The 15,194-nt window shown below is 65.0% G+C and carries 15 protein-coding genes; 7 read left to right on the forward strand and 8 right to left on the reverse strand.

The annotated features are described in order from the left end of the window. Positions 1-270: 270 nt before the first annotated feature. The 5 genes from ABQY74_RS02480 to ABQY74_RS02500 all read right to left on the reverse strand — a co-directional run bounded on the left by ABQY74_RS02480 (position 271) and on the right by ABQY74_RS02500 (position 5,388). A complete protein-coding gene (locus tag ABQY74_RS02480; protein WP_349793245.1) occupies positions 271-2,022 on the reverse strand; it encodes a peptidoglycan-binding protein in 1,752 nt (583 codons plus the stop codon). A gap of 74 nt (positions 2,023-2,096) precedes the next feature. Further along, complete coding sequence (locus tag ABQY74_RS02485; RefSeq protein WP_104554499.1) at positions 2,097-2,633, reverse strand: hypothetical protein; 537 nt, start codon at positions 2,631-2,633, stop codon at positions 2,097-2,099. Between the two features lie 233 nt (positions 2,634-2,866). Next, positions 2,867-3,373, reverse strand: coding sequence for a hypothetical protein (locus ABQY74_RS02490; protein WP_104571461.1), 507 nt, complete (start codon positions 3,371-3,373; stop codon positions 2,867-2,869). A gap of 289 nt (positions 3,374-3,662) precedes the next feature. Beyond that, complete coding sequence (locus tag ABQY74_RS02495; RefSeq protein WP_349793247.1) at positions 3,663-4,343, reverse strand: hypothetical protein; 681 nt, start codon at positions 4,341-4,343, stop codon at positions 3,663-3,665. A gap of 118 nt (positions 4,344-4,461) precedes the next feature. Further along, positions 4,462-5,388: a phosphoribosylaminoimidazolesuccinocarboxamide synthase gene (locus ABQY74_RS02500; protein WP_024938204.1), complete on the reverse strand. Its 927-nt coding sequence runs from the start codon at positions 5,386-5,388 to the stop codon at positions 4,462-4,464. Between the two features lie 207 nt (positions 5,389-5,595). Here ABQY74_RS02500 and ABQY74_RS02505 point away from each other — a divergent pair, with 207 nt between their 5' ends. Continuing rightward, positions 5,596-5,925, forward strand: coding sequence for a DnaJ family molecular chaperone (locus tag ABQY74_RS02505; RefSeq protein ID WP_016901358.1), 330 nt, complete (start codon positions 5,596-5,598; stop codon positions 5,923-5,925). 129 nt (positions 5,926-6,054) lie between these two features. On the opposite strand, the gene ABQY74_RS02510 is transcribed toward ABQY74_RS02505, so the two are convergent. After that, complete coding sequence (locus tag ABQY74_RS02510) at positions 6,055-6,894, reverse strand: outer membrane protein (protein WP_104571430.1); 840 nt, start codon at positions 6,892-6,894, stop codon at positions 6,055-6,057. 123 nt (positions 6,895-7,017) lie between these two features. Here ABQY74_RS02510 and rpe point away from each other — a divergent pair, with 123 nt between their 5' ends. The 6 genes from rpe to ABQY74_RS02540 all read left to right on the forward strand — a co-directional run bounded on the left by rpe (position 7,018) and on the right by ABQY74_RS02540 (position 12,961). Continuing rightward, entirely contained in the window at positions 7,018-7,689 is a 672-nt protein-coding gene (gene rpe, locus ABQY74_RS02515; RefSeq protein WP_104574961.1) for a ribulose-phosphate 3-epimerase, read from the forward strand. Beyond that, the gene (locus ABQY74_RS02520; protein WP_104574959.1) at positions 7,686-8,177 is read left to right on the forward strand and encodes a GNAT family N-acetyltransferase; all 492 of its coding nucleotides are present in this window, start codon (positions 7,686-7,688) and stop codon (positions 8,175-8,177) included. Before rpe ends, ABQY74_RS02520 begins: the two co-directional genes overlap by 4 nt. Positions 8,178-8,409: 232 nt before the next feature. Then, complete coding sequence (yegS, locus tag ABQY74_RS02525) at positions 8,410-9,339, forward strand: lipid kinase YegS (RefSeq protein WP_349793251.1); 930 nt, start codon at positions 8,410-8,412, stop codon at positions 9,337-9,339. A 257-nt stretch (positions 9,340-9,596) separates the two neighbouring features. Continuing rightward, complete coding sequence (gene trpE / locus ABQY74_RS02530; RefSeq protein ID WP_065050376.1) at positions 9,597-11,072, forward strand: anthranilate synthase component I; 1,476 nt, start codon at positions 9,597-9,599, stop codon at positions 11,070-11,072. After that, positions 11,072-12,139, forward strand: a complete 1,068-nt coding sequence (locus ABQY74_RS02535) for an aminotransferase class I/II-fold pyridoxal phosphate-dependent enzyme (RefSeq protein ID WP_349793253.1) — start codon at positions 11,072-11,074, stop codon at positions 12,137-12,139. The genes trpE and ABQY74_RS02535 overlap by 1 nt, the downstream gene beginning before the upstream one ends. Before the next feature lie 27 nt (positions 12,140-12,166). Beyond that, positions 12,167-12,961: an SIMPL domain-containing protein gene (locus tag ABQY74_RS02540; protein WP_349793255.1), complete on the forward strand. Its 795-nt coding sequence runs from the start codon at positions 12,167-12,169 to the stop codon at positions 12,959-12,961. Between the two features lie 131 nt (positions 12,962-13,092). Here the strand turns inward: ABQY74_RS02540 and ABQY74_RS02545 are convergent, their stop codons facing one another. Together ABQY74_RS02545 and ABQY74_RS02550 are read right to left on the reverse strand one after the other, a co-directional pair. Continuing rightward, positions 13,093-14,001: a LysR family transcriptional regulator gene (locus tag ABQY74_RS02545; RefSeq protein WP_349793257.1), complete on the reverse strand. Its 909-nt coding sequence runs from the start codon at positions 13,999-14,001 to the stop codon at positions 13,093-13,095. A 191-nt stretch (positions 14,002-14,192) separates the two neighbouring features. Next, a complete protein-coding gene (locus ABQY74_RS02550) occupies positions 14,193-15,098 on the reverse strand; it encodes a LysR family transcriptional regulator (protein WP_349793259.1) in 906 nt (301 codons plus the stop codon). Positions 15,099-15,194: the final 96 nt, after the last annotated feature.

Raw genomic sequence — 15,194 nt, forward strand, 5'->3', positions numbered from 1 at the left:
ACTTTGCGGTGTGGAGGGCATCGCAGAGCAGCAGGAGTGTCGCTGCGTGTGCAACATCGCCAGCGCGGCAGGCATGCCGTCCTGTCGCAATCTGGAGGGTGCGTCAACCTCCAGCGACGCTCAATCCGCTGGCAACGACAGGCAATCCGCGCAGGCGTGTGCAGTCAGGCGTGGCCGCGGCGACGCTCTCGGCGCTACTGTCGAAAGCAGACAGGCACAAAAAAACCGGCCAGACACCTGGCCGGTTTTTCTTGCTGCGGCGTTGAATTGTCAGCGGCCGCCGATCGCGGCCCGCTGCTGCTCATCCTGCGCCCGCTGCTGAGAAGCCTGGCCAGCCAGCAATTGCGCACTGGTCTGCTCCAGCGTGGGAGCTGGCTGGTTCAGATCCACCGCCGCACGGAAGCCCGGCGTGGTGCCCATGACAAATGCCTTGCCATCCTGCACGGTGACGTTCTGCAGCTTGTCTGCGGAATCGATACCGTTCTGCTTGGCCTGCAGGGTGACGTGGGCCGCGGTCTCGTTGGAGATCATGCTGGGCAGCTTGCTGCGGATCGCGTTGTGCAAGGCATGATCCGGATGCGAGGCATCGTCGAGCGACGGCCCCTTGGGCGCAGCGACCGGCGTCTGTGCTGCCTGTGCCTGGGCCGGTTGTGCGGACAACGCGGCCTGCGTGTTGCGCCCCACCACGCCATCGGGCTGCAGCCCGTGCTGCTTCTGGAACGCAATCACCGCCTCACGCGTGTTGTCGCCAAAGCGGCCATCCTCGGCAAGCCGGTTGCCCTGCGCATCGCGCACGCCGAGACGGTTGAGGTCCTGCTGCAGCTTGCCGACATCGCCACCTTGCTCGCCATGCCGCAGCGTGCCGTTGCCACCCGCTGCCGCCGGCTGGGAGTGGCGCGCGCCGGACTCCTGCTGATGGCCCTGATTCCAGAATGTCTCCGGACTGGTCAGCTTGCCGTTGGCATCGCGCAGCTGGTAATGCACATGCTGCGCGTACTGGTTGTTACCGTTCGGGCCGCGTCCACCCATTGTGCCGATGGCATCGCCGGCGGACAGCGTCTGACCTTCCTTCACCTTGAGTGCGTCCAGGTGCAGGATCTCGTGCGAGTTACCCTGTGCATCGCGAATCTTGACGGTGCCGTAGTTGCCGCCCGCGAAAGTGACGGTTCCGGCGACCGGCGAATGCACCGTCGGGTGCTGCATGTTGCGGCCTGTCTGGCCACCCTGGTAGTTGAAGTCGGTACCGCCATGATCACGGGCACTGCGATGCTCGCCGTAATGGCCGGTGACGTGCGGTGCAGTCCCGTTCTGTGGCGGGAGCATCCGTTCCATCGTGTGCTGAAACGAGCTGGATCCACCATGCTGTGGCTGCACAGGTGCTGGTGCAGTGTGCTGCACCGGCTGTCCGAGTTGGCCATGTGCCAGGTTGTTCATCAGCTCTGGAGTGATATCGCGCTGCCAGCGGGCAAACCGATTCTCGCGGTCGGCCAATCCATTCGGCGGATCGCCGCCGTTGATTGCAACGCCTGCCGCATGCGCGTCCTGCCTGGCGGCCTGCGGCACGTTGTTCTGCCAGTACCAGGTGGCAATGCGGGATGCGTTTTCAGGTTGTGCAGCCAGATCGGGGTGTGCCACCAGATCCAGGTTCAACGCTTCGCCGGCCGCACGATATTGGTCCTTGCCGGTGAGCTGCATATAACCGCGGCCACGGTACAGGTAGCCATCGCCGGGCTCGTTATTGCCCATGCGTCCGCCATACATCAATTCGGCCAGTTTTTCCGGTTGCCCGCGCAGGGCATCCAGACGTGCCTGCTCCAGGGCTTCGGGACCCTCACGCAGTGCGGAGCGCACCTTCGAACTTACCTGTGAGGATCCGTGCGTATAGCGGAACCCTTCTTCCAGGCGGTTGAGGCCCATCGATTCATGACCCACCTGGGCCATGAAGTTTGCCAGCTCCTTCGGCTGGGTAATGCCTGCAGCATAGGCTGATTGGAGCAGCCCTGCTTCACGATCGGTTGCCATGGGTGTAACTCCTCATTTCTCAGCAACATGAAATAACGGACTCCTTCCTTGTCCGTGCAAACCATTACGTCCCTTTAATTCGCCTTCTCGGCTGCGGCGTCGTCCAATGCCGCAGCTTTCTTCAATGTGGATGGATCAAACTCCTGGAATGCCACCGTGCCGAAGTCTTTGGCGGTCAATTCCAGGGTGTTGTGCTGCTCGGTTTCGGTATCGGACAGGTCACGCACCACCTTGTCCAGCAACCAGGTCTGCTTGTCTGCCGAATACTTGAACGTGAAGTCGTCTGCCCAACGCTCGCGCGATCCGCCGGAAATGGAAATGGTGAATTGCCCGGTCTGGATGCGCGAAAACGCGTAGGGGTCGCCTGCCAGACCGCCGCAACGGGCGCATGGCACGATCTTGCTGTTTTCTGAGGCCTTCTGCATCGCACCGTCGGCGGTCTGCGTCAGCAGCAGAACCGTACGCGGTTGTCCCTCGCCAAGTTTTTCGGCGCCGGTGCTGGATGGGGAAATCACCACCAACGCATCGGAGCGGCCCGCGCCGGTCAGATCGCCACGGATGGTCTCCAGAGCCTTCGATCCCGCCGGAATGAAGGAGTCTATCGTGCCCATAGGTACAGTCCCTTGTGTCGGTGTTGCGGGGGTTGGTGCGGCAGGTGCGGACGGCTGCGTCGCCGCGGTACCGGCAGCGGCGGTCGACTGCTCGGCCGCACCACCAGCTTGAGGTCCGTTACAGGCCGCGAGTGCAACTGCCAATGCAGGGCCAATCAGTCGGAAAGGACGCAAGGTTATCTCCTGAAACGTTGGCGGATACGCCATTACCAGTGTCGCCACTAGCGCGCTGATTACAAAGACTGGTCGTCCACCTTGATCAGCATCCAGCAAGGGCGCTGGGCGAAGTGGTAGACCTGCTGATCGCCGGTGTCCGGTGTGCGGACCAGTACCTGGCGGCCATCGGCCTCTTCGGAAATCGTGACCTCGCGGCCGCCGTTGCGGGCTGCCTCCAGGTTCGGGATGACGGGCCATTCGACCTTGGCCAGCGGAACCGTGCGGGTGACCGGGGCGGGCTCGGGCTGTGCGTCCGGGTCGAGCTGGATCATCGTCAGCGGATCGGCGGTGGCCTTTTCCTGTACCGCAATGTCTGCACTGAAGCTTTTCAGAAACGTAGAGAAGTCGGCGCTGGGGCAGGTTGTCGCCTGCGCAGGCGTTGCCGGAGCAGTGGCGGGTGCCGAGGCGGCAGGTGCTGCATTGGCAGCAGGCGTCGCAGCGCCGGCGGGCTCTGCTTGCGGCTTGCAGGCGACCAGCGCCAGGCTCAGTGCGAGAGCGTGCAGGGACGTTCGGAAAAGGGCCAAGGGATCCTCCTGATCATTGCGGGGCAACTGGAACGCGGGCGGGATGGTATACGCGCGCTGCTTGCCAATGTGTGAAGGCTCGCGGAGTCGTGGCTTGCGCAAACTGGCCGGCATGCGGCAGGCCAATACCCTCGCAGAACAAGCAACCTGACGGTGGCCCCGGTGCTCGGGTGAGTCCACGGCCGTTGATTGCTGTCAGCGAAGGCAGGTTATCGCGATCGAGCCTGCGTAAAGGTCATGATGATTTAATCATGGTTTGGCGGGGATTTATCCGGTGTGGCGCGGCTGACTATATCCCGTTTGAAAATACATCGAGTGCATCCGCACCCACCCATCCCTGTGTGCAGTCGCCGACATACTGGCCCGGCGCGGCAGCATGGCAGCTCTCGCCAGTGGCGCTCTTTAAGCGTTGGATCGGCCTGTCGCCATATGTCCCGCATGTCGGGTTGTTCTTGCATCCGGCGACGCTGTCTGCAGGAATCGCAATGACGTAGTAATACAGTGGATTCTGTCCGGCGCGGCCGATCGCTTGAATGCAGACGAGCTGGCCCTGCGCCAGCCTGGCTCTGGTCACCGCACGACTGCCAGTGGTCGGCACCGCATCAAGTGCATTCACCCCGTTTGCCTGCGCCACGCCGGCAAACAAGCCCGCATCGCCACATGCAGGCGAGAGCTCCACGTCGTAGAAATCGCCGGCATCGACATTACCGGCCGTGCAGTCTTTTGCCATATTCGCATCGGCACACTGCACGCCGCTTGCCTGTAACAACGTCGCGAGCCGGTCATTGACGGAAGCGCCAGCAGAAGCCGGTGCATGTGCTGATGCAGACGCCGATGCCGTCGATGTGACTGGTGGCGCGACGGGGGCTGCCGATTCGCCGGCGCTGCACGCGCTTACTGCAAGCAGCCCGGGCAGCAGTGCGTTGCGTAACGCCGGCAATCTGCGGAACGAACAATATGAGAGTGCCATTGCGACTTCCTTGGACAATAGACCGCGTCAGGTGCGTCCTTCAGCGCTCAATAAAGAGCGCTGCCCGCCATTGCTGCTTTAGTACAGCATCAAAGCCCCGGAAGCGGGGCCTTGGAGATCAATCGACCGAAATACCCGCCAACCGCTGCAATGCCTCGGCGTATTTTGCGCGCGTGCGTTCGATCACTTCTGCCGGCAGGCTGGGGCCGGGTGCGGTCTTGCCCCAGTCCAGGGTTTCCAGATAATCGCGCACGAACTGCTTGTCGTAGCTGGGCGGGCTGGTGCCGAGTTCGTACTGGTCAGCCGGCCAGTAACGCGACGAGTCCGGGGTCAGCATCTCGTCCATGATGTACAGGCGGCCGTCGGCATCGGTGCCGAATTCGAACTTGGTGTCGGCCAGCAGAATGCCGCGCTCGGCAGCAAAATCGGCGGCGAAACGGTAGATGCGCAAGGTGGCATCGCGGACGCGTTCGGCAAGCTCGGCGCCGACGGTCATGACCATCGCGTCGAAGTCGATGTTTTCGTCATGGTCGCCGACCGCGGCCTTGGTCGACGGGGTAAAGATCGGCTCGGGCAGTTTCTCGGCCTGGCGCAGGCCATCGGGGAGTTCGATGCCGCTGATCTTGCCGGTACGCTGGTAATCCTTCCAGCCGCTGCCGATCAGGTAGCCGCGTGCGATCGCTTCCACCGGCACTGGCTTGAGCTTGCGCGTGACCACGGCGCGCTTGGCATACAGCGCCGGGTCCACGCCTTCGGGCAGGACCTGCTCCACGCTGATGTCGACCAGATGGTTGGGCATCAGGTGTTCGGTCTTGTGGAACCAGAAGTTGGAGACCTGGCACAGCATCTCGCCCTTGCCGGGGATCGGGTCGGGCAGCACCACGTCGAACGCGGACAGGCGGTCGGTCGCCACCATCAACAGATAATCGCCCGGGGGCGCATCGGCGGGCAGGCGCTCGCGGGGAATGTCGAAGACATCGCGGACCTTGCCACGGTGACGCAACGGCAGGCCGGGCAGATCGGATTGCAACAGCGTGGTCGACACAGGCACTCCTAAGGACGTCGCAATGACGCTGTCCCCGGGACCCGGCGGGCCCGCGGGTGGGCAGCGGGCCGCGTAGTGTACGGCGCTTCGGCGCGCGCCGCTGGATTTATTGGAGCCGCCCCGGCGGCCGGCGTGCATGCCGCGTCAGCCAGGCCGGGCGGGCGTTCGGGTAAGATCGCCAGCCCGCCTTCCCGCCCCCGATTGCCCATGTCCTGGTACGGAAAACTGCTCGGCGCACTGGCCGGCGCCCTGCTGTTCCGCGGCGCGCCGGTACTCGGGCTGATGATCGGCCTGGCGATCGGGCATGCGGTGGACGCCGGCTGGTTCAAGCGCCGCGCCGACAACCCGTACGAAGCGCTGGGACTGGAGCCGGACGCCACCACCGCCGAGATCGACCTGGCCTACCGCCGGCTGATGTCGCGCTACCACCCGGACAAGGTGGCCAACGCCGAGCCGGAAGCACGCCGCCAGGCGGAGAAGAAGGCCAGCCAGATCAATGCGGCCTACGATCGGATCCAGCGCTTGCGCAAACGCTGATCCAGCCTGACGCTTCGGTATCAGTGCCAGGCGGAACAGCGGTCCGCACCCGAACCGGCATTGGCGCCACCAGTAAAAACGCCCGACCCATGACAGGTCAGGCGCGGTCACTCAGACGACGCCGAACACTCAGAAGCGATAGGTCGCCGTCAGGCGCACCGCATTCGACGAAAAGTCGGTATCGCTGCGGCGCAGATCGGTACCGGCCGGGTTGACGCGCAGGAACGGGTTGGTCGCCGGCGCGGTGCCAGGGCCGACACGCACGCGGGTGTCTTCGTCCTGCAGGCGGGTGAACAGGTACTCCACACCGACCGAGACGTTGTCGCTCAAACGGCGCTGCAGGCCCAGGCCGGCCTGGTAGCCGTCGGCGCTGTCGCCGCCGCTGCTGGTGAAGCTGTTGGCGGTGTTGCTGCTGGAGAAGCTGTGGTCGAACTCGCCGCGTGCCACGCCGGCGGTGAAATAGGCCAGAAAGTCGCCCTGCACGCCGAAGGCGTAACCGATCCGCCCGCGCAGTGCGGCGGTGCGGTTGAGCTGGCGGGTGAAGGTGTAGAACGCCGGGGTGGTACTGAAGGCGCTGACGCTGTCGCGCAGGTCGTTGCGGGTGTACTCGGCGACCACCCCGTAGACCCAGTTGCCGGCCTGCCAGTCGTAACCCAGCCGCGCACCGTATTCGGCGCCACCCTTGTCCTTGCTGCAGCCGCTGGCCGGAGTGCGCCCGGCCGCCGCGCCGCCGCAGAATCCGGGCGAGAAGGCATCGGCGCCGGTGGGGGTGCTGACCTGGTCGCCATCGCGGCCATCCAGGTTGGTGTCGAAGCCGAAGCGGCCGCCGGAAACGCCGCTGACGTCGGCACCGCCGACATTGGCGCCGATCGAGAAACCTGACCAGTCGGCCGGGCCGGTCTGGGCCCAGGCGGACGGGGCGAGGGCCATCAAAACGAGCGCAGCGGAGGCGAGCGGGGTGGTCTTCATGCGGTGTCCTTGGCGAAAGGGCGCGGTGCGCCGGTTCAGGTGCATACGCAGCCTGGACCGCTGCGGATGCACTTGCTTTGCGCGCCTGCGACAATGTGTTTCCCGTTCCTTGACGAGCTGCCCATGCAACCGACGGCGATTGCCCCGTCCATCCTGTCCGCCGATTTCGCCCGTCTGGGCGAGGAAGTGAACAACGTCCTGAAGGCCGGCGCCGACTGGGTGCACTTCGACGTGATGGACAACCATTACGTGCCCAACCTCACCATCGGCCCGATGGTGTGCCAGGCGCTGCGCAAGCACGGCATCACCGCGCCGATCGACGTGCACCTGATGGTCGAACCGGTGGACCGCATCGTGCCGGACTTCGCCGAGGCCGGCGCCACCACCATCAGCTTCCATCCCGAAGCCAGCCGCCATGTGCACCGCACGATCCAGCTGATCAAGTCGCACGGCTGCCAGGCCGGCCTGGTGCTCAACCCGGCCACCCCGGTGGACATTCTGGACTGGGTGCTGCCCGAGCTGGACCTGGTGCTGGTGATGTCGGTCAATCCCGGCTTCGGCGGGCAGGCCTTCATTCCCTCGGCGCTGGACAAGCTGCGTGCCATCCGCAACAAGATCGACGCGCTGGGCAAGCCGATCCGGCTGGAAATCGATGGCGGGGTCAAGGCCGACAACATCGGCGCGATCGCTGCCGCCGGTGCCGACACCTTCGTCGCCGGCTCGGCGATCTTCAACGCGCCCGACTATGCGCAGGTGATCGCGCAGATGCGCGCTGCGGTGGATGTGGTGCGATGAGCGCGCCTGCGCTGCAGATCCGCGCCGCCACGCCCGACGATGTGGTGCTGCTGCATGAGCTGATCACCGCACTGGCGGTGTACGAACGCGAGCCCGATGCGGTCAAGGCCAGCCCGCAGGACCTGCGCGCCAGCCTGTTCGGCGAGGGCGCCACCGCGCATGCGCTGATCTGCGAGCAGGCCGGCCAGGCGCTGGGATTTGCGGTGTATTTCTTCAATTACTCGACCTGGCTCGGCCGCAACGGCCTGTATCTGGAAGACCTGTTCGTGCGCCCGCAGGCGCGCGGGCAGGGCGCCGGCCTGGCCCTGCTGCGGCACCTGGCCCGGTTGGCCGTGCAGCGTGGCTGCGGGCGTTTCGAATGGTCGGTGCTGGACTGGAACCAGCCGGCCATCGACTTCTATCAGGCGGCCGGTGCGCGCCCGATGGACGGCTGGACCGTCTACCGGCTCGACGGCGAGCGCCTGGCCGCGTTCGCCGCCGGCGCCTGAGCGCGGCCTGCGCGCCGCCGCGGCACGCAAAGAGAAGGCCGCCCCCATGGGAGCGGCCTTCGAGAAAATTGGAGGCTGATCCTGCCTCCGCCCGTCGTCCCTGCTATGGCCTTCCACTCTCCGGGTTCTCGGTGACATGCCGATGACAGCTCGGCGACATTGCGTATTCACGATGCGCGCAGCGGGCCGCTGATAGCCTGCGTCCACCACCCCCACAGCATTGGCAGCGTGCATGGCCGCGTCCCACTGGCGTCTGATCCTCAACGGCAAGTCCACCGACAATCTGGACCTGCGTGAGGCGGTGGGAACGCTGCGCAAGCGCGGCATCCAGCTCGAGGTGCGGGTCACCTGGGAAGACGGCGATGCCGAGCGCTATGTCGGCGAAGCGGTTGCCGACGGCGCCCACACCGTGATCGCGGCCGGCGGTGACGGCACCTTGAGCGAAGTGGCCGCCGCACTGGCGCATCACACTGCCGACGCCGCCACGCTGCCATCGCTGGGCCTGGTGCCGCTGGGCACCGCCAACGACTTCGCCACTGCCGCCAACCTGCCGATCGAACCGCTCGCTGCGTTGACGCTGATCGCCGAGCGCCCCGCCGAGCCGATCGACCTGCTGCGCATCGACGCCGAGCAAGGCCCGCACTGGTGCGCCAACGTCGCCAGTGGCGGGTTCGGCACCCAGGTCACCGTCGAAACCGACGAAGGCCTGAAGAAGATGCTCGGTGGCCTGGCGTATCTGATCACCGGCATGTCGCGGCTGGGCCGCATCGACCCGATCAGCGCCCGCTTCAGCGGCCCGGATTTCAACTGGGAAGGCGAGTTCATCGCGCTTGGCCTGGGCAACGGACGCCAGGCCGGCGGTGGCCAGGCGCTGTGCCCGGAGGCCCTGATCGACGATGGCCTGCTCGACGTCACCATCGTGCCCGCGCTCAACGGCGAAGTGGCAGCCACCCTCGGCACCCTGGTCACCGGCGGCAAACAGGCCGCGCTGGAACGTGTCGCCGTGCGCGCGCGGCTGCCGTGGCTGGAGATCGTCGCCCATCAGCCGCTGACCTTGAACCTGGATGGCGAGCCGGAGACCTCGCTGCATTTCCGCATCGAATGTGTGCCGGCGCGGTTGCGGATGCATTTGCCGGTGGAGTGCCCGTTGCGGAGCGTTTGAGGGCGGGGAATCGGGAATCGGGATTGGGGAATCGGTAGAGCGGGGGCTAGTTGTACGGCGGCTAGGCTTGCCTGCCCGGCTTCGCAATTTGCGCGGCTTTCGCCTCGCGCCTGCTGCCCCGGCGCGGCAGTTGCGCTACAGTAGTGACGTGTCCCGCTTGACGACTCCACGCTCCTTCTCTTCCGCTCGCCGCTGGTGGCGATGGTGGCCCGTTGCCGTCGTCCGCCCCGCCACAGAGTCCCGGAAGGAAAGTCGTCTTGATCACTGCAGAGCAGTTCCAGCGCCAGGCCGCTGAAGGTCACACCCGTATCCCCGTCGTCCGCGAAGTGCTGTCCGACCTGGACACGCCGCTGTCGGTCTATCTGAAGCTCGCCGACGGCCCCTACACCTATCTGTTCGAATCGGTCGAAGGTGGCGAACGCTTCGGGCGCTATTCCATCATCGGCCTGCCGGCGCGGCGCGTGTACAGCTTCCGCGGGCATACGCTGGAAATCAGCGAGCACGGCGAAGTGCTGGAAACCCGCGAGGTCGCCGACCCGCTGGCCGAAGTGGACGCCTTGCGCGCCGAGCATTCGGTGCCGCAGCTCGACGGCCTGCCCGGCTTCACCGGCGGCCTGGTCGGCTGGTTCGGCTTCGAGTGCATCCAGTACATCGAACCGCGCCTGGGCAGTGGCGACAAACCCGATGAGCTGGGCACGCCGGACATCCTGCTGATGCTGTCCGAAGAGCTGGCAGTGTTCGACAACCTCAAGGATCGGCTATACCTGATCGTGCACGCCGACCCGCGCCAGCCGCAGGCCTATGTGCGCGCCAACCGGCGCCTGGACGAACTGGCGCACCGGTTGCGTCAGGGCGGTGCCGGGTATCCGCAGGCGCAGATTTCCGATGCGATCGACGAGTCGGACTTCCACTCCTCGTTTACCCGCGAGGAATATCACGCGGTGGTGCGCAAGGCGCAGGAATACGTGCGCGCCGGCGACATCTTCCAGGTGGTGCCGTCGCAGCGCCTGCGCGTGCCGTTCCGTGCGCGTCCGGTGGATGTGTATCGCGCGCTGCGCGCGCTCAATCCCTCGCCGTACATGTATTTTCTCGACGTCGGCGGCACGCAGGTGGTGGGCTCCTCGCCGGAAATCCTGGCGCGCCTGCGCGATGGCGTGGTCACCGTGCGGCCGATCGCCGGCACCCGTCCGCGCGGTGCCACGCCCGAGCTGGACAAGGCGCTGGAGGCCGAACTGCTGGCCGACCCGAAAGAGCGCGCCGAGCACGTGATGCTGATCGATCTCGGTCGTAACGATGTCGGCCGCGTCGCCGAACCGGGCACGGTCAAGGTGGGCGAGCAGTTCGTGATCGAACGCTATAGCCACGTGATGCACATCGTCAGCGAGGTCACCGGCACGCTCAAGGCCGGCCTGAACTACAGCGACGTGCTGCGTGCGACCTTCCCCGCCGGCACCGTCAGCGGCGCGCCGAAGATCCGCGCGCTGGAGATCATCCGCGAGCTGGAGCCGGTCAAGCGCAACGTGTATTCCGGGGCAGTCGGTTACATCGGCTGGCATGGCGATGCCGACACCGCCATCGCGATCCGCACGGCGGTGATCCAGGATGGGTATCTGTACGTGCAGGCCGGCGGCGGCGTGGTCTACGACTCCGACCCGGATCTGGAATGGCAGGAGACCATGAACAAGGGCCGCGCGCTGTTCCGTGCGGTTGCGCAGGCGGCCAAGGGGCTGTGATGGACGGGCAGGGCAACGCTGCGCGCATCAGCTTCCGCAACGATTACAGCGAGGGCGCGCATCCGCGCCTGCTGCAGGCGCTGGCGCAGGCCAGTGCCGAGCAGAACGCCGGCTACGGCACCGATCGCCATACCGCGCGTGCGGTTGCGCTGATCCGCAGCGCAGTCGCGCAGGCGCAGGCCGAGGTGCATCTGTTGGTCGGCGGCACCCAGACCAACCTGACCGCGATCGCCGCGTTTCTGCGCCCGCATCAGGCGGTGATCGCGGTGGAAGCGGGGCACATCGCCACGCACGAAACCGGCGCCATCGAAGCGACCGGCCACAAGGTGCTGACCGTGCCCGCGTTGCACGACAAGCTGACGCCGGCGTTGATCCAGCCATTGCTGGATGTGCACGGCAACGAGCACATGGTGCAACCGCGCCTGGTCTACATCTCCAACAGCACCGAGAGTGGCACCATCTACAGCCGTGCCGAGCTCGAGGCGCTGTCGCGTTTCTGCCGCGCCCACGATCTGCTGCTGTATCTGGATGGCGCACGCCTGGGCGCCGCGCTGACCGCCGAGGGCAACGATCTGGATCTGTCCACCATTGCTGCGTTGACCGATGCGTTCTACATCGGCGGCACCAAGAACGGCGCATTGCTCGGCGAAGCGCTGGTCATCGTCACTCCTGCCTTGCAGGCCGACTTCCGCTACATGATCAAGCAACGCGGCGCGTTGCTGGCCAAGGGCATGTTGCTGGGATCGCAGTTTGCCACTCTGTTCGAAGGTGGCCTGTTCTTCGAGCTGGCCGCACACGCCAATGCGATGGCCCAGCGCCTGCGCGCGGGATTGCTGGCCGCTGGCGCGCAGTTCACCAGCGACTCGCCAACCAACCAGCAGTTCATCGCCGTCAGCGCGCAGCAGGCCGCGCAGCTGGCGCAAGGCTACGACTTCGAGCGCTGGGAAGTGCGCGCCGATGGCAGTCAGGTGATCCGCTTCGTGACCTCGTGGGCGACCAAGTCCGCGTCGGTCGACCGGCTCTGCGCGGACGTCGCAGCGCTCAGCCACTCCGCCATGCATCCATAACCATTTCTCTCATCAAGGAAGAACCCGATGAAGCGAGTTGCCCTCTGGATTTTCGCAAGCCTGTTGATGCTGCCGCTCGCCGCGACAGCGCAGGTCAACAGCCTGCCGTCACAGCCGCATTTGCTGGTGAAGGGCCAGGCTTACCGCACGGTTGACCCGGACCGTTTCATCGTTGATCTCAAGGTCAGCAACACCGATCTGCAGCCTGACCTGGCGCGCAAATTCGTCGAGGAACGCGCCCGATCGGTGTTGGACGGCCTGCGACGCAACCACGTTCTGATGGATTCGCTCTATGCCTCGTCGCTGTCGATCTCTCCGCAGTCGCGCTACGAAAATGGCAAGTCGGTGTTCCAGGGGACCCGCGTGGAGCGCAAGATCCGCGGCACCTTCTCGTCCCTGAAGGACGTGCGCGCCTTTCTGGGCGGCCTGGAGGCCAACGAGAATGTCCAGGTGTTGTCGATGCAGAGTGCATACGCCGATGCGGCCAAGCTGCGCGCCGAACTCAAACGCGAAGCCGCAACGCAATCGCGGGAATCCGCCCAAGGGCTGGCCAGCGCCTACGGCGTGCGGCTGACCGGGATCTACAGCATCTCCGATGTGGCGCCCAGTTTTGCCTACGGCGTCGAAGCCGGCACCTGGTCGGCGCCTGCAGCGCCAACGCCCAGCTCCGTGGTTTCGCCGCCCTCGCCACCGGCACCCCCACCGCCGCCGCCGCCGCCACCTGGTGCAGATGGCAAGGTGCAAGGCCTCGGCGAAAGCCTGCTGACCGGCACGATCACCTACACCGAAAACATCTATGCGGTCTTCCTGATCGCGCAATGAGTCGCTGCCGCGCGGGTCGTCAGCGAGCAGGGCGTCCATGGCATGGGGAGCGCCTGCCCACCAGGGCACGCGAACCGTAGGTCGCGCACGCCGGGTGCAGTCACGTTCGGGCTGGTGACAGCAGATGATTTTTAGCTGCCGAGCGGGCCGAGCTCGCGGACCAGATCGAGCAATAGGCGTAAGCCATTAGGTAGTTGCCGTCGGCTCGAGTAGTAGAGATGAAAGCCGGGGCCAGGGCTGGCCCAGTCCTCCAGCACGAGCCGGGCGGTGCCCGCGGCAAGCAACGGAGCCAGTACTGGCTCGGGCGCATAGACCAATCCTGCTCCGCCGGTGAGGAGGGCCAGGGCCAGCCTGGTGTCGTCAATCGTCATGGTCCCGGGCACGTCGACAGTCAGGAGTTCGCTGCCTTTTTCGAGCTCCCAGCGATAGATGCGGTCATTGCCCAGCCGGATGCGCACGCACCGATGATGGTGAAGGTCGAGCGGATGCTGCGGTATGCCATGGCGTGCGAGGTAGGTGGGCGCCCCGGCGACCACCCATCGGATGTCCGGCGATAGCCGCTGGGCAATCATGTCTTCCGGGACGGTTCCACCGTAGCGAATCCCGGCATCAAAGCCTCCCTCGACGATGTCGATCATCCGATTGGTCGAAACAATATCTACTTCCACCTTGGGATAGCGTTCCGCAAAGATCGGCAGCACCGGGCCGAGCAGGAGCGGCACTGCATCGTTGATGACATTGAGCCGGATACGGCCGGCGGGCGAATTCCTGTGCTGGTTCAGCAGCTCAATGGCCTCGCCGATGGCTCCAAACGGCCCAGATATCGCCTGTAGCAGCTGTTCGCCGGCAGCTGTCAGCGTGACGCTGCGGCTGGTGCGGTGAAGAAGCCTGACTGCCAGACGCGTTTCCAGGCCCTTGATGGCGTGGCTCAGTGCTGAAGAACTCACCCCAAGCTCTGTGGCAGCACGGCTAAAGCTCAGATGCCGCGCAATGGTCAGGAAATAGACAAAGTCGGCCAGGTCTGCGCGATTAAGATTCATCTGTCTTCATCGGTAGTGTGCTGTGTAGTGCTGAAGATGATTCGGGCGCCAGATTCACGGCTGCTCGTGTGATTGAGTCTCGTCAAACAAGAGCCCAGCTCGCGGCTGTTCTTTGGTCGCAACCGCGTACATGGCCCAGACGCCAGGTTCGAACTTCATGGACGCGCGCTTCTCTGCGGTCGCGCTACGGTTCATTCCTCTTTCCACTTCTCAAGCTCCGCGGCGAGCAGGTCGATTGCCAGGCGCGATCGCAGCGGCAAATACTGCATGGCTGGCCACACCGCGCTGCATTCCATGACCGTACTTGGCCGATCTCCCCAGATTTCTACAAGTTCCCCACCTTGCATCCGTTCCCGAACCAGCCAGTAGGGGAGCCACGCCAGCCCCATGCCTTCTGTTGCTGCGGCTGCAATCACCTCCAGATCGTTGAGGCGCATACGTGAGCTGACCGCAACGTCGACGAGCTGCCCCTGGGCATTTGGAAGACGCCAGACAAGGCCATGACCATTGCGCCAGTACGGAAGCAACGCATGGTCTGCCAGATCCTCAAGCGTGCGCGGCTCCCCATGTGCCGCCAGGTAGTCCTGGGAGACACATAGAACCTTGCGTTGACTTAGCAGGCGGCGAGAGCGCAACGACGAGCCGTTTGCTACCACTCCATTACGCACCGCCAGATCGAAGCCCTCTGCAATGAGATCCACACTGCGATCACTCAGGTGCAGTTCGAGTTCTAGCTTGGGATGCTGCCGTGCATACGAGCGCAATATAGGCGCCACGCAATGCCGGCCGAACAGGACTGGCAGGGTGACGCGGAGCTTGCCGGCCACTTCCCGTTGGCCGTTCTCCAGCATGACTTCTCCAACCCGCAATTCTTCTATCGCGCGAAGGCAGCGCTCGTAATACTGCTGACCGTCTTCGGTCAGGCATTGTGATCTGGTGGTTCGCTGAAAGAGCTGAACGCCGAGCCGGTCCTCCAAACGCGCTATCGCTTTTCCCACTGCTGAGCGCGTGAGTGAGAGCCGCTGGCCTGCCTTGGCGAAGCCCCCGGCCTCAACGACCTCGACGAACAGCTGTACACCATCAAACCTGTTTCGCACGTGATGGTCCTTGTGTTCGCAGCTTTCGAAGCAAGCCGGCTGAGGTAGGAATGATGACCATGGCAGGCCCTGGCCACTCCGTACGGGCTATGGGGA

Source organism: Xanthomonas sp. WHRI 7064 (assembly GCF_040202355.2).
Classification (GTDB): domain Bacteria; phylum Pseudomonadota; class Gammaproteobacteria; order Xanthomonadales; family Xanthomonadaceae; genus Xanthomonas; species Xanthomonas arboricola.

Bases quoted from the DNA above. Each gene is read 5' to 3' on its own strand.
- ABQY74_RS02480 (WP_349793245.1), bottom strand. From the start codon at position 2,022: ATGGCAACCGATCGTGAAGCAGGGCTGCTCCAATCAGCCTATGCTGCA.
- ABQY74_RS02485 (WP_104554499.1), bottom strand. From the start codon at position 2,633: ATGGGCACGATAGACTCCTTCATTCCGGCGGGATCGAAGGCTCTGGAG.
- ABQY74_RS02495 (WP_349793247.1), bottom strand. From the start codon at position 4,343: ATGGCACTCTCATATTGTTCGTTCCGCAGATTGCCGGCGTTACGCAAC.
- ABQY74_RS02505 (WP_016901358.1), top strand. From the start codon at position 5,596: ATGTCCTGGTACGGAAAACTGCTCGGCGCACTGGCCGGCGCCCTGCTG.
- ABQY74_RS02510 (WP_104571430.1), bottom strand. From the start codon at position 6,894: ATGAAGACCACCCCGCTCGCCTCCGCTGCGCTCGTTTTGATGGCCCTC.
- rpe (WP_104574961.1), top strand. From the start codon at position 7,018: ATGCAACCGACGGCGATTGCCCCGTCCATCCTGTCCGCCGATTTCGCC.
- ABQY74_RS02520 (WP_104574959.1), top strand. From the start codon at position 7,686: ATGAGCGCGCCTGCGCTGCAGATCCGCGCCGCCACGCCCGACGATGTG.
- yegS (WP_349793251.1), top strand. From the start codon at position 8,410: ATGGCCGCGTCCCACTGGCGTCTGATCCTCAACGGCAAGTCCACCGAC.
- ABQY74_RS02535 (WP_349793253.1), top strand. From the start codon at position 11,072: ATGGACGGGCAGGGCAACGCTGCGCGCATCAGCTTCCGCAACGATTAC.
- ABQY74_RS02540 (WP_349793255.1), top strand. From the start codon at position 12,167: ATGAAGCGAGTTGCCCTCTGGATTTTCGCAAGCCTGTTGATGCTGCCG.
- ABQY74_RS02545 (WP_349793257.1), bottom strand. From the start codon at position 14,001: ATGAATCTTAATCGCGCAGACCTGGCCGACTTTGTCTATTTCCTGACC.